Origin of the sequence: Rhizobium sp. 768_B6_N1_8, assembly GCF_051811225.1 — a bacterium.
Classification (GTDB): Bacteria; Pseudomonadota; Alphaproteobacteria; order Rhizobiales; family Rhizobiaceae; genus Rhizobium.
Window position 1 is genome coordinate 25150 of the sequence record NZ_JBPWPV010000004.1, and the last position, 18376, is coordinate 43525.

The 18376-nt window shown below is 56.9% G+C and carries 22 protein-coding genes; 7 read left to right on the forward strand and 15 right to left on the reverse strand.

Translation table 11 applies throughout. The features are described 5' to 3' along the window. Positions 1 to 23: 23 nt before the first annotated feature. A complete protein-coding gene (locus AB8B33_RS37255) occupies positions 24 to 356 on the forward strand; it encodes a hypothetical protein (protein WP_439019345.1) in 333 nt (110 codons plus the stop codon). Positions 357 to 401: 45 nt separating this feature from the next. Here the strand turns inward: AB8B33_RS37255 and AB8B33_RS37260 are convergent, their stop codons facing one another. Both AB8B33_RS37260 and AB8B33_RS37265 read right to left on the reverse strand, forming a co-directional pair. Then, entirely contained in the window at positions 402 to 1787 is a 1386-nt protein-coding gene (locus AB8B33_RS37260; RefSeq protein WP_439019346.1) for a hypothetical protein, read from the reverse strand. 9 nt (positions 1788 to 1796) lie between these two features. After that, positions 1797 to 2084: a hypothetical protein gene (locus AB8B33_RS37265; RefSeq protein WP_439019347.1), complete on the reverse strand. Its 288-nt coding sequence runs from the start codon at positions 2082 to 2084 to the stop codon at positions 1797 to 1799. Positions 2085 to 2480: 396 nt separating this feature from the next. Between AB8B33_RS37265 and AB8B33_RS37270 the strand changes: the two genes are divergently transcribed. Then, positions 2481 to 2822 carry a helix-turn-helix domain-containing protein gene (locus AB8B33_RS37270; RefSeq protein WP_130663733.1) on the forward strand — a complete coding sequence of 114 codons (342 nt, stop codon included), beginning with the start codon at positions 2481 to 2483 and terminating at the stop codon, positions 2820 to 2822. A gap of 33 nt (positions 2823 to 2855) precedes the next feature. On the opposite strand, the gene AB8B33_RS37275 is transcribed toward AB8B33_RS37270, so the two are convergent. The 5 genes from AB8B33_RS37275 to AB8B33_RS37295 form a co-directional block, all read right to left on the reverse strand. Continuing rightward, positions 2856 to 3401, reverse strand: a complete 546-nt coding sequence (locus tag AB8B33_RS37275) for a hypothetical protein (RefSeq protein ID WP_130663734.1) — start codon at positions 3399 to 3401, stop codon at positions 2856 to 2858. 133 nt (positions 3402 to 3534) lie between these two features. Continuing rightward, entirely contained in the window at positions 3535 to 3849 is a 315-nt protein-coding gene (locus tag AB8B33_RS37280; protein ID WP_130663735.1) for a hypothetical protein, read from the reverse strand. A gap of 25 nt (positions 3850 to 3874) precedes the next feature. Then, positions 3875 to 4471, reverse strand: a complete 597-nt coding sequence (locus AB8B33_RS37285) for a thermonuclease family protein (RefSeq protein WP_439019348.1) — start codon at positions 4469 to 4471, stop codon at positions 3875 to 3877. Continuing rightward, a complete protein-coding gene (locus AB8B33_RS37290) occupies positions 4468 to 5094 on the reverse strand; it encodes a thermonuclease family protein (RefSeq protein WP_439019349.1) in 627 nt (208 codons plus the stop codon). Before AB8B33_RS37290 ends, AB8B33_RS37285 begins: the two co-directional genes overlap by 4 nt. A gap of 17 nt (positions 5095 to 5111) precedes the next feature. Continuing rightward, on the reverse strand, positions 5112 to 5798 hold the full coding sequence (locus AB8B33_RS37295; RefSeq protein ID WP_439019350.1) for a thermonuclease family protein: 687 nt from the start codon (positions 5796 to 5798) through the stop codon (positions 5112 to 5114). A gap of 129 nt (positions 5799 to 5927) precedes the next feature. Between AB8B33_RS37295 and AB8B33_RS37300 the strand changes: the two genes are divergently transcribed. The 5 genes from AB8B33_RS37300 to AB8B33_RS37320 all read left to right on the forward strand — a co-directional run bounded on the left by AB8B33_RS37300 (position 5928) and on the right by AB8B33_RS37320 (position 9955). Then, complete coding sequence (locus AB8B33_RS37300; protein ID WP_439019351.1) at positions 5928 to 6326, forward strand: hypothetical protein; 399 nt, start codon at positions 5928 to 5930, stop codon at positions 6324 to 6326. 111 nt (positions 6327 to 6437) lie between these two features. Beyond that, positions 6438 to 7187, forward strand: coding sequence for a ParA family protein (locus tag AB8B33_RS37305; protein WP_439019352.1), 750 nt, complete (start codon positions 6438 to 6440; stop codon positions 7185 to 7187). 3 nt (positions 7188 to 7190) lie between these two features. Next, complete coding sequence (locus tag AB8B33_RS37310; RefSeq protein WP_439019353.1) at positions 7191 to 7577, forward strand: hypothetical protein; 387 nt, start codon at positions 7191 to 7193, stop codon at positions 7575 to 7577. A 4-nt stretch (positions 7578 to 7581) separates the two neighbouring features. Next, the gene (locus AB8B33_RS37315) at positions 7582 to 7974 is read left to right on the forward strand and encodes a hypothetical protein (protein WP_439019354.1); all 393 of its coding nucleotides are present in this window, start codon (positions 7582 to 7584) and stop codon (positions 7972 to 7974) included. Beyond that, the gene (locus AB8B33_RS37320) at positions 7940 to 9955 is read left to right on the forward strand and encodes a relaxase/mobilization nuclease domain-containing protein (protein ID WP_439019355.1); all 2016 of its coding nucleotides are present in this window, start codon (positions 7940 to 7942) and stop codon (positions 9953 to 9955) included. The genes AB8B33_RS37315 and AB8B33_RS37320 overlap by 35 nt, the downstream gene beginning before the upstream one ends. Before the next feature lie 68 nt (positions 9956 to 10023). Here the strand turns inward: AB8B33_RS37320 and AB8B33_RS37325 are convergent, their stop codons facing one another. From AB8B33_RS37325 to AB8B33_RS37360, 8 genes are all read right to left on the reverse strand, one after another. Further along, a complete protein-coding gene (locus tag AB8B33_RS37325) occupies positions 10024 to 10608 on the reverse strand; it encodes a hypothetical protein (RefSeq protein WP_439019356.1) in 585 nt (194 codons plus the stop codon). 302 nt (positions 10609 to 10910) lie between these two features. Then, complete coding sequence (locus tag AB8B33_RS37330) at positions 10911 to 11918, reverse strand: alpha/beta fold hydrolase (protein ID WP_439019400.1); 1008 nt, start codon at positions 11916 to 11918, stop codon at positions 10911 to 10913. Next, positions 11908 to 13518: an RcgA family putative transporter gene (locus AB8B33_RS37335; protein ID WP_439019357.1), complete on the reverse strand. Its 1611-nt coding sequence runs from the start codon at positions 13516 to 13518 to the stop codon at positions 11908 to 11910. Before AB8B33_RS37335 ends, AB8B33_RS37330 begins: the two co-directional genes overlap by 11 nt. A gap of 398 nt (positions 13519 to 13916) precedes the next feature. Then, positions 13917 to 15800 (reverse strand): AAA family ATPase, encoded by a 1884-nt coding sequence (locus tag AB8B33_RS37340; protein WP_439019358.1) that lies wholly within the window; start codon positions 15798 to 15800, stop codon positions 13917 to 13919. Between the two features lie 55 nt (positions 15801 to 15855). Beyond that, on the reverse strand, positions 15856 to 16452 hold the full coding sequence (locus tag AB8B33_RS37345; RefSeq protein ID WP_130763014.1) for a hypothetical protein: 597 nt from the start codon (positions 16450 to 16452) through the stop codon (positions 15856 to 15858). A 255-nt stretch (positions 16453 to 16707) separates the two neighbouring features. After that, positions 16708 to 17481, reverse strand: coding sequence for an alpha/beta fold hydrolase (locus AB8B33_RS37350; RefSeq protein ID WP_130763084.1), 774 nt, complete (start codon positions 17479 to 17481; stop codon positions 16708 to 16710). A 65-nt stretch (positions 17482 to 17546) separates the two neighbouring features. Further along, positions 17547 to 18065 (reverse strand): Dps family protein, encoded by a 519-nt coding sequence (locus tag AB8B33_RS37355; RefSeq protein WP_017996679.1) that lies wholly within the window; start codon positions 18063 to 18065, stop codon positions 17547 to 17549. A 27-nt stretch (positions 18066 to 18092) separates the two neighbouring features. After that, the gene (locus tag AB8B33_RS37360; protein WP_017996680.1) at positions 18093 to 18278 is read right to left on the reverse strand and encodes a hypothetical protein; all 186 of its coding nucleotides are present in this window, start codon (positions 18276 to 18278) and stop codon (positions 18093 to 18095) included. Positions 18279 to 18376 lie beyond the last annotated feature (98 nt).

Sequence of the window (18376 nt, forward strand, 5' to 3'; positions counted from 1 at the left end):
TCTTTTTTGATGAGAGCAATATCATGGGCGAGATCAAACACTTTTCGAAAGCGGATTTTTCAGATCCTCGGAGTATCCAGCAGATCGTCTCTGCGGCAAGGGCTGACCCAGGTTTCTGGCTGATGGTGAAAGAGCGCGAGATGGAGAGGCGGACACTTGCCGCCGCTAGTAACGCGCGAGCTACCGGGAAAAGCGAGGTGAGCAACACCGCAGCAGGAAGTCTGACGCCGTCGATCGCAGAGCTGGCTAATGACCTCGTCTCGCGCATGTTTGGAACTTGTTCAACCGGGACCCTAGCGAACATTCAAGATGCCTTGCTCCAAGCAGCGGGTGCCGAACTGCGGGATTCTCAATGACAGAACGCGGGAGATAGCTCCAGTTCCGACGTCGATGACGGATAGCTACGAGGTATGTCCACCGCCGGATAGGCTGGAAAGATTTCCGGCGTGTCGCACCTGATCGATGACCCACGACTGCAGACGCCGGGCAGTCTCCGCCGCCTGCGCCGCAGCCAGGTCGTTCGGAAAAATTCCAAAAAGCGGTCCGAGATACTTAGCTCGCGGCAACATCACCTCCTTCGCCCGACGATACTCGTCACTCTCCATTCCAAAGGCTTCAATGATAAGGTTTAAGGAATGGGTTGCTCCATAGCTTACGTTCAAGATGAAGTCTGGGCGGCATGGACCAATGGGTGTGTCAGAGGCGAAGAGTGGTTTGGTGATCTCGATACGAAGTTCTGGTGCGGCCTCAAATAGCGACTGTTGCAGCCAGAACAGGAGATGGGTTACGTCCCGCTCAAATCCCGATTCCACCGGAAACAGTGTGTCGCCATTGTAGACGGGCTGTGCATAGGCTTGGACCGCTCGGGCTGGCCCATCGTCATCGTCTCCAAAATCCACATTCAACAGTGTCAGGAACGGTCCGCGGCTGGCTGGATCGCCACGAAGCGGCTGGCGCACTTTCGCCAGGATCTCAATCTTGCGCGCCGAGGATGCCGGCATGATTGTTTGTGTCGAAACGCTTGTCGCAAACAGCGCCATGAAGCCGGTTCGACGTACAGTCTCGGGCCAATCTGGGCGCGAGGTTGCGAGCAACCGCTGCCAACGGCTGTCTGGATCACGGTAGTCGGCCGCCCATGTCGACATCAACGCGTTGAGCGTCCAGGTGCGTAGCACCCGAAACTCACGCGCCGCGGAGCGTAGCCTTGCAAGCTGATCTCCGAGGCTAAAATCCTGCTCATCCTGCAGGGGCGGAATGACATTGGTGCCTGCTTTATCGAGCACCCTCCAGAGGATTGATCCAAGCCGCGAGGGCCGATCGTTTCGCTCGACCGATCGGATCCGGTCTGAGGCGGAGACGTCAGCAAGTCGGTCGGGAATGGCTGGGAGCGCATCGATGTAGCTTCGTTCCGACTTGGACAACGGGCGAAGATGATAGCCGCGATCGAAGGGAGAGGGCGCGGCACCCTTGTCGACATGAAACGGGCAGGCATGTGCATGGTTTGGGCGCTCTTCATGCCGGCCGGGATCTTCGTCTTTCGGCAGCAGGCGCCGTAGGGTGTATGTGTGTTCCTGTTGAATCGGGGCAAGAAGGGGCCGGTATCGGCCGGGCAGGCAGTCGCATTCGATCCAACCGTCCATCAACCGAGAGCGCTTGATGACGGATAGGGCGATGGCCTCGTCTTCACTGGAAGCAGCGTTGCCATACCAGGCGCGCAGGGCAACTGCCTCGCATTCTTCGAGTGTGGCGAGACCGTGGGCAGGGCTGTTGCGAACAACGATCCGCATGCCGATGTCTTAGTACCCTGATATCCAGAGTTGATAGCCTGTATATCCGCAAGCCGCTGCGGCGCTTAAAGCTGCCAATGTCTCTGCCCACGCATGGACGCGGCTGTGTTTTACGAGCCGCGCGTCCTCGAGAACGGCCGACAAAAAAACGTACACCGGGATCACCATAACGTAACCAACCGTCAGGCTGTCGCCGATCGACAGGCGGGCCGTGATGAAAATCAGTCCGAGGATCAGAAGCGCGACGGCGAGACGCGTCAGGTCAAATCGATAGCTGGAAGTCGTGAACGATGCCATCCAAATCCTCCGATCAAGCATAGTGGATAGACTTTAACTGCAGTATAATTGTTCGGCAATGGGATTGTTGTTGAGAAGTGCAAGCCATGTCGTCCGACATCATCGCGACGACGATCAAAGGGCGCAGTTCGAAGCCCATACAATCCCGGACCGCTTGCTGCAACGTTGGCTGACGGTGTAGAGAGGTAACGAGCTTGTGAACGTCCCAATGACAACGATGGGCAACAGAGAGTTATAGGCATGGTTACGTTGATCATCTGTCGCCGTCGGATCCGCAATGACTGATTTATTTTCGAACATGTTGATAAGCAGGCACCGCAGTGACGACGCTTTTCCAAGGGATGGCGCGTCCTGTCCCGACATATCCCTTTCAACCGAACGCGGGATATTCGTCCAATGCCACGTGTGAAGGTCGATGCCGACGCAAAATTGGATAAATCGGTCCTCACATCGCTGTCGTTTCAGGAAAGACTGGCGGTTGGCCTCGGACGTTTGAAAGCCGAGCGTGGCGTTACCAACAAGGAGCTGGCCGAGCAGCTCGGTGTATCGGAAGCCTACATGTCGCAAGTCACACGCTGCATGCGTGACGTGAAAATTTCGACCCTCGACAAGATGCAGCGCGAGTGGAAAGTCGTTATCGAAGATCTGCTCAAGGTCACCGAAGACGATCTTCCTCGCATCGCAGCGTTGAGATCGCGGCGGGGAAAGAAAAAGGAAACTGCGGAGCCCGCCGCCTGACGTTGGCCGTCCGGGCAGATCGAAAACACGCGGCTAATGATTGAGGTTGAACCAGAACCGCTCCTTGACGCCCGTGTCGTTGGGTATGGCGAAGAAATAGGGGTCGGCGCGTCGCGGGCGCGGAGTGGCAATCTGCTGGACGCAGTCGGTGTCGTCGCTTCCGAAGCTGCGACGGATGGTTTGACCGGGCAGCCTCGTCGCATCTGAACGTAAGTTCGGCGAGCGGCAGACATCGACTGTCTTGATGCACTGGTCCGGCTCACCTCGCCATCCATTGTCGCCCTGCGAGCTGTAGCCGACTGTCGTGCCGGCCGGGCATTCCTCGAAATCCTCGCGACCTGGCTTGCCTGCATTTGCCTCGTGGCAGATAGGCCAATCAAACCCGGGTTCCTTCATGGCGGCAATCAGCCTCGTCATGGGCGGAACGCAATAGGAAACGCCATGCCATGAGGGATTCTGCGATGCTGCACATAGGAGCACCTGACAACCCCAGGAGGCGTCCTCGGCCTTGACGTTAGGGCTCCATACGGTGAAGCTCCCAGCCGCCAACGCCGCGACCACGATCGAAAATCGTCTCATTACTTCTCCTCCATCTAATTCTTGAATTTGCGTCCAGGTGCTACCGATCCTTGAAGGAAAGGGCCGGCCGTCCCGACGAGGAAGGCCATTGCGGCAATGGCGACGACATTGTCCTACTTGCTCATCGGCAGTCTCAATATCCTTCAATTCCCAGGCGCTTCAGAATGATTGCGGGATCGGTTTGGCAGTCTTTTTTCCATTCCGGATGACGCGCGCAGGCGTAGGCGTATTGGCTAAGGTCTGCCGACGACAGGTCGGCAAGGCTGTTGCCAACAGCCTTCCATTGCTGCACGTCCGCCGGATCACATCCGGCGCCGCCGACACCGCAGTGATCGGGGTCTCGCTGTTCGATCTGATTGGGCGAACCGGCATTTTGCGCGCTGGCTGCAACAGGAACAAAGGCAAGCAAGGCCATTGCTACGGCAAGGGTTTCGAGAACACGTTTCATTCAGCCTCCAGGCAGGTCATTCAACTCAGCGCGTTGTTTGATTGACAGGCAGCGGCAACGGCAGTCCCGGTTCGGATTCCAGCAGCCTGCTGTCGGACGTGTCTGCCTTCGCCACCGAAGCATCGTATAGCCAGGGCGGAAGCAGGTCGGGCGACGACCAGACTCCGTACCCCAGACCCCTGGCTTTTCTTTCGATGTCGAAATAGGCAGGCACCTGAGGCTCGCCCGGGTAGTTGAACGCATAGCCGATGCCTTCGGCAATTGCCGTTGCTGCCAGGTTGGTCTCTCCGACGAAGCAGTGGGCGACCAACACCTGCTTGGCGTCGCGTCCGATCGGTCCGCAGTTGACGTTTTGGCCAAGCGTCCGAAGGATCATCCATGCACGTGACACCTGACCGGCAGGCCATCCCACCCCAGCGCTCGTCGCGGTCTGCTCCAGGCGGGGCGCCTCGTAGCCGGCCAGACGGACGACCTGTCGGCTCTTGACGAATTCGAAAGTCGTTGCATCAACGACCTGAACCATGCCGTAGATCTGGCGCGGCACATCGGGTTGTCGACTTTGTGCGAGCGACGCCGCTGGTATCGCCATGAACAGCATCATCGAAACGGCCACGACTTTCATCGTTCGGTCCTCGCCTGCTGCGTGAGGAACGAAACCGGATGCGGCATGTCAGGATACGCCCAAAGCCCGGCGCGTGCGGATCGCGCCGCCTCCTCAGCCGTCCTATATCCAGGGACGATCAAACGGCCCGCCCCGTCGACTGCGGCAAATCCCCATCCCTGAGCGATCATATAGGTTGCCAGATCGTAGCGGTGTTGGCCGGTGGTTGTCTGGCACGCCACGACGGCATTGTTCTGGTCGAGATCTTTGATGGTGGCGCAGACAGGTCGGGTGTCCCGGATCAATGCTTGCACCATGATGAGGTCGAGCTCGCCGCAGTCGCGCACGACGCCGGCAGACACCGTGATATTTGTCCCTCGAAGGCACGATTGCAGGCCGTACAGGCGATACCGCCGGCCGCTGGAAATCCAGGTGTCACCGGTTTCGAATTGCGCCTCTGAAGGAAAGGGACGGAATGTGGACTGATCGTCGTCGCGCGTGCCAGTGGCGGGCAAGTCTTGTTCAGAGGCCTGAACTCGGACGACCGGAGCGGAGGGTGTCCGTGTCATGTCGCCTTGTGCAAGCATCGGCATGATGTTCATCGCTGCAAAGAAGCCAGACACTGTGATCGTGGAAATCAGCATGAGTGATCTCACTCGCATCAGTTCGTTGATAGATTGGCACGATAGCGAGCGCCGTAGGGATGGACGAAATAGGCGTTCGCCCAAATCCCCGCCTTGTCCCGGCGAGCCTGCTCCTCGGCTTTTGCGTATTCCGGAAAAACAGGACGCCCGGCACCATCTCGGGCAGCAAACGCCAGTCCTCTGCTGATGAGCGTTTCCGAAAGCGATCGGACCCCGCCATCTTCGACAAAGAAGCACTCGGCATAGTGGACCGTGGGTGTTCCGGGCGCATTTCCGAAGACATGGCAGGGAAATGCGTTGCCCGCACCTACCTCTGCCTCATTGAGGGTCGCTGTCATTCCCGCAAGCGAGACCATCGCACATGTCGTCCGCAACCCAGTGAACTCGACTACTTCTGTCGAAAGGCAGCCCTGAGCGCCGGCTAGTTTGACAATCGTCCCATCGAGCGCGACGAACCCAGTGCCAGTAAGGGCACTTTGAGGTCTGATGGTCTGCAGGTCGAGCCGCGTCGCTATCGAGGATGTGTCGAGCGGCGGGATTGGCCCTGGTATCAGATCGCGCCCCTGCGCGTAGGCACGTTGGTAGGACTGGACGAAGTCCGCAGCGGTATCGGTATCGGCCGCAGCAGCCTGGGGCAGCGCGATGAGGATGTTGACGAGGGTGTAGGAGAGGAGGCGATCGAGCCGCCATGCGCCATTCTTCATGTCCGCATCCGTCTTATTTCGACTTTTTCGACCATGCACGAAATTATACTGCAGTGCAAGTCTGGAAAAGGCATGCGGATTGGAGTATGTCTTATCCAGGCACTGAAAATCGCACCTGGAGAAGAGCGGATGTCAGCGTTCAGGCAGTCATTTAAGGTCGTTGTCTTCCCGTTTCGGGCGGCCTGGTTCGTCGTGTTGAGCGCCAATTTTATCATAGTGTCGGCTGTGGGCCTGTTTTTTGCGTCGTTCGTCGCATACGGCGTCGCGCTGGTATTTTCATATGCGTTTCTCCCCACAGAATGGACGCAAGCGCTGTGGCAATGGGCAGCTGATCTCTACGCTCATTCGTCCTGGTTCAAAGCGGCCACGATCACATTCTTCGCGCTGCTGTTTTTACCAATCCTTCGCTTTTGGCCGGGGAGGGATCCGGTCGCGGATGCAATTCGTGAACGCGAAATGGCACGGCTGAACGAGGATTTGATCGCCGCTCGGCGGCAGGAAGAGCTACGAGCCAAATTTCGGGCATGACGAGGGCAGGTTCGTCCAGAGCGTGGCGGCGATGTCCGCAATCTTTGGCCGCCACCATCGAACTCCCTTCCTCCCAACAGTAATAGTCGATGCAAGATGGTGAAGAAGCAAATGGCAGTTAAACCCCTTTCCCTCGCGATCTCGACGTTCAAGGGCGGTGCCGGCAAATCAACCCTGAACGTCAATCTCGCAGCCGAGTTCGCGCAGCAGGGACATCGAACGCTTCTGATTGATTGCGACGAGCAGGAGTCATCGACGCGCTGGTACAATGTCTCGATGAAGCGCGGGCTGCTCCCGACAGACGGCACGTTGCTGCATCTGCGCGTCGTACCTGGCGACAGGTTTCGCGACCGCTTGGCCGACGCACCTGAAGCGGATATCCGTATCTATGACGTCGGCGGCTACGTGCATCAACGGGCTGTCGAGGTTTATCACGAGTGCGATGCAGTCCTCATTCCGATCATCCCGGAGCCGACCGCCGCCACGTCAGCAATCAAGGTGGCGACGATCCTGAAGGAAATATCCAAAAAGCGCGCTTCAGGGCCGATCCCCTATGCGGCCATCTGGAATTATGTCGACATGATCGCGCTTAAGCACAATAGGTCACTTCCCGAGGTTCATGCGATCCTGACGAGCGGCCGGATTCCGATGGTGGAGACGGTCATCCGGAAGAGCAATCATTTCAGCGATGTCGGAGCCGGTTTCGGCTCGCTCTATTCCAAACTGGCAGGTATCGAGAACAATTCCTCGCTGACCCCGTCGGCAAAGCGGCGGGCATCCGAGAGCGTGCTCGATGCAATTGATCTCGTGAAGAAGATCAACAACGAATTCATCGGCCTGCTGCAGGCGGAAGCGGCCTAACGTATGTCGAGGGAACGGACGCCCGCCGGCAATATTCTTGCCCTTGCACGGTCCAGGGAGGACCAGGCGAAGGAGGTGGAAGAGAGTGCCACGTCTTACATGCCGACGGATATCGACCTTGAGACGCTGATGCCAGATGAGGCTCTGCAAGCAGAAGCCGAGAGCCGCGAGCCTCAGGCGCGGCGGCAACCAGCCGAGACCCGAAATCCCGGTCCACTGCCACCGCAAGCGATCGCCACGGACGCTGAAACAAAGCGCAAGCGTATCTCTCTCTATCTCGACGACGACGTACTGACCAAGATATTCCGCGTGTCGCTGGAGCGGCATGAACAGCTCTCTTCTGCGACGCACCGGCTGATTTTAGAGGCGCTGAAGGCGAGGGGGCTGTAATCAGATGCGTGAGCCCGCCGTGATGTTCCGTCTCCCCATTCACATTCTGAGCAATCTCGAGGCCGTGGCTCGCAGGCTTGATGTCTCTGTGAACATCGTCGCCAAGCTCATCGTGACCAGAGAGGTGATGCACATCCCGGCGATGCTCGAGCAACATGACCGTCAGTTGGCAAACATGCACCAGTTCCTGCGAGAACTTGCTTTTCGAAACGAGGAGTTCCTTTCCGAAGGAGACGTTCGTGCTGCAAGCGCAAAAGCGATTGCGCAGCAGCTCGAGAACGTCATGGGTGCGCTCGATGCTATCAGAGACGCAGCCTACGTCCGGCCCTCTAGCTTTATCGCCGATCTGATCAGGAACCATGATGACCGACATGTCCAAAAGTCGCTTAGCATCTAGGTCCCAGGGCCGCCGACTGCCGGACTACTTCGAGCTTATAGAAGACGAACTCCGGCGACGAGGCGGCGGTGGAGGCGGCGCCGCAAAGCGACCATCGTCGGCCAAGGCAGTTCCGCGCGCCGGCAAACATCCCGGCGCTGCCTCGGCTTTCAGTCGTGCTTCCGGCAACAATGCGGTTGTCGTCAAAGCCCTGTCTTATGGGGCGGGCGCGGCTTCAGCGCGCAACGTGCTCGCCTATCAGAGCAAGGAAGAGAAAGCGCACGACCAGGATGGCCGCGAGGTTACCGATCTGCGAGACGCTGTGCGCTCCTGGGAGCGGGAGTTCGGCAACCGGAAAGGCAGTCAGGATATTCTTCGCCTGACCTACGAACTGGAGAATGCCAACCGCGACGATATCGCTCGTGGTCTTGCTTCTCTCGCGGAAGATGGTTTCCGCCAGCCCGGCGACACAGATCGGACCTACGCGTTCAGCGTCAGCGAAGGCGTGAAGGGAGGAACCCGTCTGCAGTTTGCCCTGGTCATCGCTCACGAGAAGAAAGACAGGTCGGATCGAAGCAGCGCGAACCGAGTTCCTGCGGAAATAGAGAATGTGCGTGTGATCGACGATCGATTGGACAGGGCTCTGCGGGACGCTGGAACTACTCCGGTTTCGCGCTATCCGGCGGAGTTTTCCTCTGGACCTAAAGGCCTGACGGCAACCCTGCATGCCATGCAGCGGGCAGGGGCGGAGGTCACGCTTTCTACAAAGGCACGCATCGAGGAGCGGCCTGGCAGGAGCGGCCGGTATGAACTCGGCGAGGTGCGGCGCGAAGTCACGACCAGGGACCACAAGGTATTGACCGCGGAGGGCAGGACGGTTGGGGTTCTCATGCAAACCCGGCAACCGCGGGATTTCATGCACCTTTTGCTCTCCGGACCAGCCAATGTGGATCGCAACCAGTTCATCCTCGCGGGCCGCGATTTCCTGCGGGAGCAATTTGCAGGGCATCGTTATGCCTATGCTGTTCACAATCGTCACGATCTGGAAAAGCACCCACACCTTCATGTGATCGTCGCGCTGCGCCATGCCAGCGGAAGGTCGCTCAACCCCAACATCCGCGACTTCACTGAATGGCGTGTCCGCTTTGCCGAAATGGCACGAGCGCGCGGTATCCCTATCGATCGTCAGAAGCGCATCGAGCGCGCCGGTCCGGCGCCGGTGAAGCGATGGGAATGGGAGATGTTCCGGCGGATGGGCGCAACGGCTCCGAGCAACGTCGTGGATAAGGTCATGGCGAGGGTGCGTGATACTCCGACCGCACCAAAGCGCCAGGATGCTCGGGTCCGGCTCGAACAGAGTCAGCGGTCCGTCGGACGTGTCATCGAGATGCTGGAGAAAATCGCAAAAGATCGATCAGCCCCCAGCACCGCACGCGATCTTAGCCACGATCTGTCCGTGGGGCTTCGTCGCGAATACCAACGGCTTGAAACGGCGGTTCGCGAGGGTCGCGATCCCACACGAGAGAAAGGCGAGGAGCACATGCTTCGATCCACCCCCATTAGTGCCGCGCAGGCGAGGGCGGCGAAAGAAACACTGGCGAACACCGCTTTGAGCGTTGCCGCCAAGATCGCCAATGCGTCTGATCGGTTGATCTTCGAGCAAGCGACAAAGATCATCGGCAAGGTGGTTGGGCTGCAGCTCGATTCCCGCGTCGCGAAAAATCGGGATCGGGCGGAGGCTGGCAAGGATAAGCGCACGTCGGATAGCCTGGAGACGAAGTCGGCGACCGGGCGCGACCATGTTGCGGAGCAGGGCGTCGTTAACAAGAGTTCGAGCAACCGTGCTGTTGATCAGTCGCGCATAGCCCGTTCGAATGCCGAGCATGATAGCCCTGAAAAAGATCGGCCAGACCGCCAGAGGAATCAACAGCGCGATCGCGAGATACCGAAATCGATCAAGCTTCGCCCGCCGCAGGAAAAAGATCGGGACCGCAGTCGGTAACCGAAAAAGGCGAAACTGCTTCAACGAGAAAGGCTTCACCAGCCTTCATCTCGACAACAGGAACCCGCTTACTCTAGATCCAAGGCATGCTTGATCATCGCTTTAAGCCATACCACTGTCGCCGGTCGGCTGATGTTGGAAGGCGCGCGGGCGCTTAATCCTGGATAAAAAATTTCCGTGAGACCCGGCGTGTCCGGGCGGCCCGGGGCGGCTTCTGCTTTCCGTACCAAGACCGTCCTGTTGAGATCGGCTTCGTACCATACCATCAGTTTCGTTATAAGGTCGAGTTCAGATCTGCTGTGCGAGCGCCGGTGCTGTCTCAGGTCTGATGAATGGGCTGCATCTATCCAGAAGTCGGGTAGGGCGCCTGATACCTTCAGAAGATCGTCGAGCAGCCGTGTCAGTGTCGCGTTATTGATACGGGCACGCGTGTCGAACGGCGGAGCTGGATGATGGGAAATGAACCCGAAACGAACATCGAGATCACGCATGTCCTGAAGCATTGCCACGAAATCAGCATCGATATCGCCGAGTGTCTGGTCTTCGAACTGCGGCTTCTGCCTCAGGAGGATGTCGTCACGCTCAAAAATGACCAAGCCAGTTGAACCCACTTGCCTGCGGATGCAATGCATGTCGAATACGTCAGATTCCATAGCTGCTCTCAAAGCTGAAATAGCTTCCCCTGTGCACTGTCGATTGCGATCTGTGTCCGTTCAAAATAAGCGCTAAGGCGCTGCTTTCACTCGAGCGGCGCCTTGCTGAAAACTGATATTTGATAAGTACGGTGCTTACCGCAGATTGCGTGATGGAATGCGAATCCTAGCGAAACCAAACGAAACGCTGGGCGCAAAGTATTGATTTAGAACCAAAAAGTTTTTTATGGACGCGGGAGCGAGGAGCGGGAGGCCTGCTCTACTTGTCGGCCACCAGCGGGATTCCTTGCGGTCCTCGCACTTTAGCCTCGTCGCGACATAAAACGCTTCAGGCTCCAACCTGCGAGCAAAATGTACGGGGGCATCGCCAGGGAATAATGACCGCAGTTCAACTCCAGGACGTTTGGCCTCGCCCCGGCTTCGTGTAGTTTTTCGATGAAGTGTTTCGATAGCTGGGGTAACACCACCTTGTCTCTGGTCGCGATCACCGCGTGAAGAGCAAGATCGGGTCGCGCCAGTTTATGCGCGTAGTTCTCCAAATCCAGCGTCCCCCACGCCCTACGAAGATCGGTGATCTCGATCGCACGCTCCAGGCTATCACGTATCGTCCGGGTCGCACGGCCTGTCCAAACCATGTCAGCGAGGCTACCCGCCGTCAAAAACAAGGACGCCTTTCTTACGGCCGGTTCATGTGCGGCGATCAATCCCGCAACCCAGGAACCAAGGCTCATGCCGAGAACCGAGATCTCTCGATAGCCTTCCCTTTTTAGCCAGCGGATGAGTTTTCGCCCGTCCCATACGGCCTGCCTTACAGACTGGACGGTTCGGCCGAGATTCGGGCTAAGCATGTCCTCGGCATAAAGCGAGCCAGGACGGCTTCGCTCGAAGTGATAGGGCATAGCGATCTCGACTGTCGTAATCCCCCGCCGCGAAAAGAACTTCGCGATCTGATGATTTCGGCGGCTGGCATTCCAGTGATGGAAGATCACCAATGCCTGATTGCGCGAGCCGCTTTCGGTTACCTTCGCCCAAACAAAGTTATTCTCTTCGACGTCCGTTGAAAGGTCCGAAGGATATTTCAACCACCCATCGTGTATCTCAAAGCCATCATCGCTCTCGCTCGGTTCGTCATAAAAGCTTGAATCAGCGAGAGCCTGGTCGGCAAGAGCACAAAAGCCCTCAATAGTTCCTACCCTCTCCTCACCCGGGAACGCGAGGCAGCTGTCAAGAACGATAGTTGTCGCTTTCTTCGCTTCCTCGCCATGCCGCGCCCGCCGCTCGTCCCAATGATCAAGCCATTTAAGATACACTCTGGTTGCCTTCCAATTCAGCATTTCGCCGTTGCCCGAGCTCTGGATCAAAGAGTCCGTACACGGCGAGTGGAACACTAACGCCGAGGAAGATCGAGAAGCCGTCAAAGGCATCGATCGACAGATATGTGACAAAGAGCAGGCCTACGACCGCTGCCATCTTCCACAAAATCACACGGAACCTTTTCCCGAGAGCCAAACGAAGAAAACCGTATACAAAAACGACACAGGCCGAAATGGCGACAAGCAGACTGCTGTAATGTGTCGGCATTCGATAGCCCAAGCTTTCGCTACCATCGGGGTGACCGTCGATGACCGAAGACATATCGTGGATCAGCCAGGTCATGACGTCTTCTCCATTCGAGCTCAAGTATGCACTTTGGACTTTCATGCATACGGCGACGAGAACACCAAGGAGGGTGCAGCGGAAAATACCCCGCATGATCCTAAGGCGGATTTCGGCCCGTTCGCGCCGATGCGACGCCTCTGGCTGCGTCAGTGCGCCTCCCTCGATTTTCCAAAGATCATATACAATCGCATGAAGCAAAATCAGGCCCGCGAAAAAGAGATAAAAGCAAATGCTCATGTAAAGGTAGGAAAACGCGGTGAACACGATTTCCACTGACACCGATATGAGATCAGGTTGCACAATCGCTATTGTGCCCCAGCTGATCGCGTAATCGCCACTACCCTCCAGCAGTGGGACGAGACACACGCCGATCCATTGAAGAACGCCAGCGACCAGGATGCAGATCAGAAAAACTGCCCAATAGGAATATGAATAAGCGCGAACATTGCTCGCCCAGGCTTTAGTGCTTTCTGAGCTATCGGCATGTGCTACCAGGCGTAAGCGTGCGTCCTGTTTCCAAAAGGCCAGCAGCTCAATCACGACTACGAAAAATAGCGGCAGAAGTACCATGAAGAGAAGGGTCCAGTTTGGTGCCCATAGAAAACCGACTTCCTTAACGACGCCGTCCGGCCGCCCATAGGTGATGCTGGCGATCCCGACGATGTAAGACAAAAACCCGAGGGCGGAAGCACCGGCGAATATCGATGCCGGAAGGTTCAAAGGGGATCCATGACTGAAAAGCGCTTCCGATCTTTCCGCTAAGCTGAAGCGTTGCCTTTCTCGAGAAATTTGACTGTCTTGTGTGAAACCGCCTTCAGGTTGGATCTCATCAACGGTGACAGACGGCGGCGCATCTGGCACGAGCGATGCCGTGCCTCTTACGGATTTTCTTGAATCCCGCCTCTTTGAGGTTAGCAACGCTTGAGCTGTGCTGAGCTCCATGAGCCATTCGCTGGTCGCCTCCGGATCGTCGCATCCAAAGATCCGTGCCAACCAGCGAATGTTGGAAGGGCTAATTCCCTTATCGTTTTCTTGAAACCAGAGCTGAACTGTTCGCAAATCGACGCCGAGCCGGTTGGAGTCGATCTCTGATATCGCCTCCACCAACAACTCCGGCGTCCATGGGCCTTGCGGAAACCCGTCTCGACCCAAAGGCCGGCCTGCTCCGACCGCGGCCAACTGCCTGAACAGTTCTTTGAAATCGCGCCCCTCCTTCGGAGGGCTGACAAAAATCTTCCCGTTCTTTTCCAATGGCTCAGATGCTCAAATTTTATCTCGTTTTATTTACCCGCGGAATCACATCAGGCCGCGACCGTGGGCGCGGCATCGGATCGGGTGCGAGTTGTCTGCTTGGCAGAAACTACCGTTGGTTTAAGGTCGTACCTAACTAGCAGAAAGCACAATGCGCGGCAAGCGTGTGCGCCCTCGTTCAAATATCTGTGATTTGGCGAAATAAAACAGGTACGTAAGTCGCCGCCACGCGCTTGGTGATCTTGTGGAAAGCGCAAGCGTGAATTGTGAAAATCGCGTAACCATATTTATGGAACTCTCGGGGATAAGCCTTGGGTTACACAATCTCATAAATCGCTGTAGAAAGTCATCGAAAATGACCTGAAGTCACGGAAATGACCCAAATCAAGAACCCCGACCTATCTCGGCGAGATACCACTTCTTTCTTGCAAGGCCGTTGTTGAAAATCCTGGAACTATCCAGGGAGCCATCAATGAACGACCCGCATCCATTCCGATAGCCGCAAGAATATCATTCGCGCGGGCCATCTCCGCGCGGAGGATTTCGTTCACCCGATCGAACAGCCACGGCACGCTCTGCGGCCCGAACTGATCCCATGCTGTTCCGCGACCAAACTGATACAGCCGTGCTCCCATCCCAGACTTCGTTTCCATCTGGACCGCGAGGTCAGTAGCGATTGCAAGATCACTTGTCGGCCCGACGCCGCAACCATCGCCGTGGCTTCCTAAGATCAATCTCTCGGCGGCAATGCCCGCCAGCCGAAGGCAGATTTCGTCTCGGTACCTTTGCTCGTTGCGGACTTCCAGGACCGGAAACTCGAAGCTGGCTCCCCCCGCCGATTGCACTTCAAGTCTGGGGTTGATCTGGCTGGCGACATTGACGCCAAGAAAAACACCGAGCCCCAGCGCCCGGCCGACCACGGCATGGCCAGCCTCGTGGATCGAAATGGCGTGTCTGTACGCCCCGCTGATTTTGAGGAGTTCAGGCAACTGAGACATCAAATCACCGAGAATCACCGGCCGGTTCTCACGCCTGGCCCGCTTCTTGGCGTCCCGAACCATTCGATCGAGGTCAGCGCCAGACATCGCTTCCGTTGGCGGACCGAGTTTATCGATACCTTCCACGGCTTGTTCACCAAGCATTTGGTCAATAATGGCGACACGATCGACTAGGTTGGGCAGTCCAATAACAACATGTCTGTCGAGCCTGCCAGGGCGAAGAATTGCGGGGTCGATCTTCTCTGGGAAGTTGGTGGCACCGATGATAACCAAGCCGTCGCGCTTTGCGGAGCCATCCAATGCCTCCAGCAACGCATTCACGACCTGGATGGAGTATGGCGCATACTCACCGCTGAACTTGCTCCTGTCGCCAATCGAGTCGAGTTCGTCGATCAGAAGGATGCTGGGCGCTTTGTCGACGGCGGACGCAAAATCGGCCCGCATCGCCTTAAGAAGATCGCCCAGATGCCCCTTCGCTTGCCATTGGCCGATGGAGGTCGCCACGAAATTGACGCCACATGTTTTTGCAAGGGCCCGGGCGAAAATCGTCTTCCCAACGCCTGGAGGCCCGGCCAAAAGAAGACCGCGATCAACCTCCGACCATTTCAGCCGTCCGCACCGCCAAGCTTTTAAATCCTTGGCAAGCTGCAGTCCCCACTCCTTGGCCGCACCGTAGCCATGTAGATCTTCCAGACGCGGAGCCTGCTCTTCAATCGGCGCCGCTTCTGGATTGCTCGGAGGGACTGACCTCAGCCGAAAGATCGCATTTGCGGCGGTACTATTCCGCCGCAAGGCCGCAAACATCAGATCAGGCGGGAAGGACAAAAGTTGCCGAGCCTGTTTGGCCGACATCCTCAGCTTTAGAACCTGAGCACACGCCTCTCGCAGGTCGTTTTCATTGATGGGCTGCAGGTCGATAAAGGTATCGACGGCGACGGTGACGATCGGCGGCAGGCTCCGCGTCTCCGTAAACAGGACAGCTCGTTGCCGCTTTCCGCATTTTTCGTAAAATTCGTCTTTCACATGCTGCGGCTTATCTGTCGCCGCGATGCATGCAAATCCGACATGGTCCCAATCGTCGCGCTCTAGGCCCTCATAGAAGAAGGCAACCGCGCAAGCCTTATAGTCACCGGCGGCTTTGCCTTCGGGCGTTACAAGGGCGATAATACCCGGGCCGCCCAACTTGAAATATTTGCATTGCTCAAGCGCTCGTTCGAATGTTCGATAGAGCGCATAGTGTTTGACCGACGAATTGATCTTCGCATTTGTGGTGCCAATAGGCATAGCTCGTCCTCAACTGCACGAGGCAGCGTGAATGGTTCCGGAAGGTTTTGGGGAGTTAGTCGCGCCTGCGGCGGACTATGGTCTCGGGCCCGATCAAACGTTCGTCCAGGTCCATTTCGATGAACCTGTGCAGCACCATGGAGGCCAGGCCAGCCACTGGCTTGATCTCTCGAAAGACGATGAGCGCTTCCGCTACCGTTAACCTAGAGCATTCGTCTAGAGCTGCGAGTAGTCGGATCCGGTCCGATAAAGGCGCCTCGTACCTGGCGTATCGCAATAGATCCTTGGCGTTCTTCAATCGGATACGTGGGAGCGCAGACGCCGCGATCGCCTCGTACGGGAAACCTGCATCGATAGATTTTGCATTTGCCCAATCCGGTGCTCCGTCATCTCGGACACCATCAACAGCAAACCGCACATCAGCTCTTTCGACCATAAAATCCGGTTTGTAGACCTGCCCATCGCTGGACAGCGAAAGGGACCGGCATGACCACGACAGAACATCGTCGTCGACGTCCAGCAGGCACGCGATGTCCCTTGCCAGCTGATCTCTGAACAGGACTGGTCCCACGCAACGAACCGTGCTGAGCGGATAGAAAATTTGGACAGGACTATTTTGCGCGAAATCGCGCGACGAAGAGATGCTCATCATGAACCCTCGAAAATACACGAAACAACAGCCTCCGCGATTGCGGAGCAGTTCAGCGTGCTATTCGTATCTGGGTCCGAGCGATCATCTTCATGATGAACAAATACGGAACAAAAATCAGGCTGTCAATTGAAAAATGCGGCCGCTGAGCTAGCGGCCGCACGTCATTTAGCCATTGAAAATTCGATCACGCTCCTACTTCGTCAATGCCGACGACGTCGGAATGTGTGAAGATTCTCGAATCTCGAAGGCGTCAACTCACTTGGCTGTCGCCGCCTCTTCGATGATCTTGGCAACCTTGTCGGGATGGGAAACCATGACGACGTGCGATGCGCCCTTCACAACGACGGTATCTTTGGACTTGGCGCGTTCCGCCATCCAAGCAATTGCTTTCGGCGGGATGTTTTTGTCGGCGTCACCGTAGATGAACCAGGACGGGATGTTCTTCCACGCGGCATTTTCGGACTTCTCCCCGAGGGCAGCCGACGTAACAGGGCGCTGGGTTGCCGCCATCAACTTCGCGGCAGCTGCCGGAACATCGGCGGCAAACTGGCTGTGGAACTTGTCCTGCCGAATATAAAGGTCCTCGCCTCCATCATTCAGCGCTACAGGTGCCGCAAGCGTGCCACCAAGCGTACTCCCAGGAAACTTGCCTGAGAGGTCGATGGCGGATTCGCCAGTGTCTGGCGCGAATGCGGAGACGAAGACCAGCGACTTTACCTTGGACGGGTCCGCGGCCTCGGAGATGACCGATCCGCCGTACGAGTGACCGACCAGAACCACCGGCGTCTTAAAGCTGGCGACGAGATGGCGCACATAGTCGCCATCGGATTTAACACCTCGGAGAGGATTCGCGACCGCTGTTACGGAGTATCCATCAGCTTCCAGCTTTTTGATCACGCCGTTCCAGCTTGACGCTTCCGCGAACGCGCCGTGGACGAGGACGATTGCTGGCTTTTCGGCAGCATTCGCCGAACCAGTCATACCGAGCGCCGCGGCGCCGAGCAGCGCGGCGGTTATCAACTTAATCATGGGAATTACCTTTTGCTTTTGGGGAACGTTATTAGGTGAGGCAGACCTTGCTTTGCGGCTCAAAGTCACCCGTTTGTGGAACGAAGGGTCTCAAAGAGGAACCACACCCTCATCTCGCCTTGGTCTATCCAGTTTTCGAGTAGGCTGGCGGTCGCAACATCGCGATATTCGTCGCAGAGCTCATGCAAGGCCCGCATCCGGGCGATGAGACTGCCGTTGTCCTCGCGCAGCTCGGCGAGCATCTCATGCGGGTGAACAAAGTCTGCGTCGTTGTCAGTGATACGCTGCTGTCGCGCTATATCGCCGATGGAACGCAGTGTCGTACCGCCGAGCTTTCGAACTCGTTCGGCCAAGGGGTCCGTGATGGCAAAGAGTTCTTCGCCATGGGTATCAAGGAGCAGGTGATAGCTCCGAAAATTCGGCCCCGACATGTGCCAGTGGAAATTCTTGGTCTTAATATAAAGCGCGAAGACGTCAGCTAGCAGCGTTGTGGCAGCAGCAGAAATGTCCTTCACCGCTTCCTCGCCGAACCCAGTCGGCGTTTTAAGCGCAGCGGCGCGGTGCAAGTTATCGATCTGGTCCATTGAAAACTCCTTTTGCGTTTCTAGAGTTCATTCCATTCTGCCCGATGCCATTGGATCGCTTGCTGGGAATGACTCCAGCAGCGCCTCATCAACGAGTTCATCTGCAGTGGTGCGTTTTGCGTGGGGCATCTCAAGTGGCATATCGGCCATCTCGGGCATGACTTCGATGCCATCGCGGACCTCGGCTCGACTGTCGAGATTTTTGCTGTCCATTTCTAGATCTCCTTTTGCCTTTGGTGATCTTTGCGAAATGCAACGAAAATATCTTGGACATTCCAGCTCCTGCGCGGTCTGCAACGGCGCGTATCAAT

Bases quoted from the DNA above. Each gene is read 5' to 3' on its own strand.
- AB8B33_RS37290 (WP_439019349.1), bottom strand. From the start codon at position 5,094: ATGCTGATTTCCACGATCACAGTGTCTGGCTTCTTTGCAGCGATGAAC.
- AB8B33_RS37260 (WP_439019346.1), bottom strand. From the start codon at position 1,787: ATGCGGATCGTTGTTCGCAACAGCCCTGCCCACGGTCTCGCCACACTC.
- AB8B33_RS37345 (WP_130763014.1), bottom strand. From the start codon at position 16,452: ATGATGAGCATCTCTTCGTCGCGCGATTTCGCGCAAAATAGTCCTGTC.
- AB8B33_RS37305 (WP_439019352.1), top strand. From the start codon at position 6,438: ATGGCAGTTAAACCCCTTTCCCTCGCGATCTCGACGTTCAAGGGCGGT.
- AB8B33_RS37295 (WP_439019350.1), bottom strand. From the start codon at position 5,798: ATGAAGAATGGCGCATGGCGGCTCGATCGCCTCCTCTCCTACACCCTC.
- AB8B33_RS37350 (WP_130763084.1), bottom strand. From the start codon at position 17,481: ATGATTAAGTTGATAACCGCCGCGCTGCTCGGCGCCGCGGCGCTCGGT.
- AB8B33_RS37315 (WP_439019354.1), top strand. From the start codon at position 7,582: ATGCGTGAGCCCGCCGTGATGTTCCGTCTCCCCATTCACATTCTGAGC.
- AB8B33_RS37355 (WP_017996679.1), bottom strand. From the start codon at position 18,065: ATGGACCAGATCGATAACTTGCACCGCGCCGCTGCGCTTAAAACGCCG.
- AB8B33_RS37285 (WP_439019348.1), bottom strand. From the start codon at position 4,471: ATGAAAGTCGTGGCCGTTTCGATGATGCTGTTCATGGCGATACCAGCG.
- AB8B33_RS37360 (WP_017996680.1), bottom strand. From the start codon at position 18,278: ATGGACAGCAAAAATCTCGACAGTCGAGCCGAGGTCCGCGATGGCATC.
- AB8B33_RS37325 (WP_439019356.1), bottom strand. From the start codon at position 10,608: ATGGAATCTGACGTATTCGACATGCATTGCATCCGCAGGCAAGTGGGT.
- AB8B33_RS37310 (WP_439019353.1), top strand. From the start codon at position 7,191: ATGTCGAGGGAACGGACGCCCGCCGGCAATATTCTTGCCCTTGCACGG.
- AB8B33_RS37275 (WP_130663734.1), bottom strand. From the start codon at position 3,401: ATGAGACGATTTTCGATCGTGGTCGCGGCGTTGGCGGCTGGGAGCTTC.
- AB8B33_RS37340 (WP_439019358.1), bottom strand. From the start codon at position 15,800: ATGCCTATTGGCACCACAAATGCGAAGATCAATTCGTCGGTCAAACAC.
- AB8B33_RS37280 (WP_130663735.1), bottom strand. From the start codon at position 3,849: ATGAAACGTGTTCTCGAAACCCTTGCCGTAGCAATGGCCTTGCTTGCC.
- AB8B33_RS37320 (WP_439019355.1), top strand. From the start codon at position 7,940: ATGACCGACATGTCCAAAAGTCGCTTAGCATCTAGGTCCCAGGGCCGC.
- AB8B33_RS37270 (WP_130663733.1), top strand. From the start codon at position 2,481: ATGCCACGTGTGAAGGTCGATGCCGACGCAAAATTGGATAAATCGGTC.
- AB8B33_RS37255 (WP_439019345.1), top strand. From the start codon at position 24: ATGGGCGAGATCAAACACTTTTCGAAAGCGGATTTTTCAGATCCTCGG.
- AB8B33_RS37265 (WP_439019347.1), bottom strand. From the start codon at position 2,084: ATGGCATCGTTCACGACTTCCAGCTATCGATTTGACCTGACGCGTCTC.
- AB8B33_RS37300 (WP_439019351.1), top strand. From the start codon at position 5,928: ATGTCAGCGTTCAGGCAGTCATTTAAGGTCGTTGTCTTCCCGTTTCGG.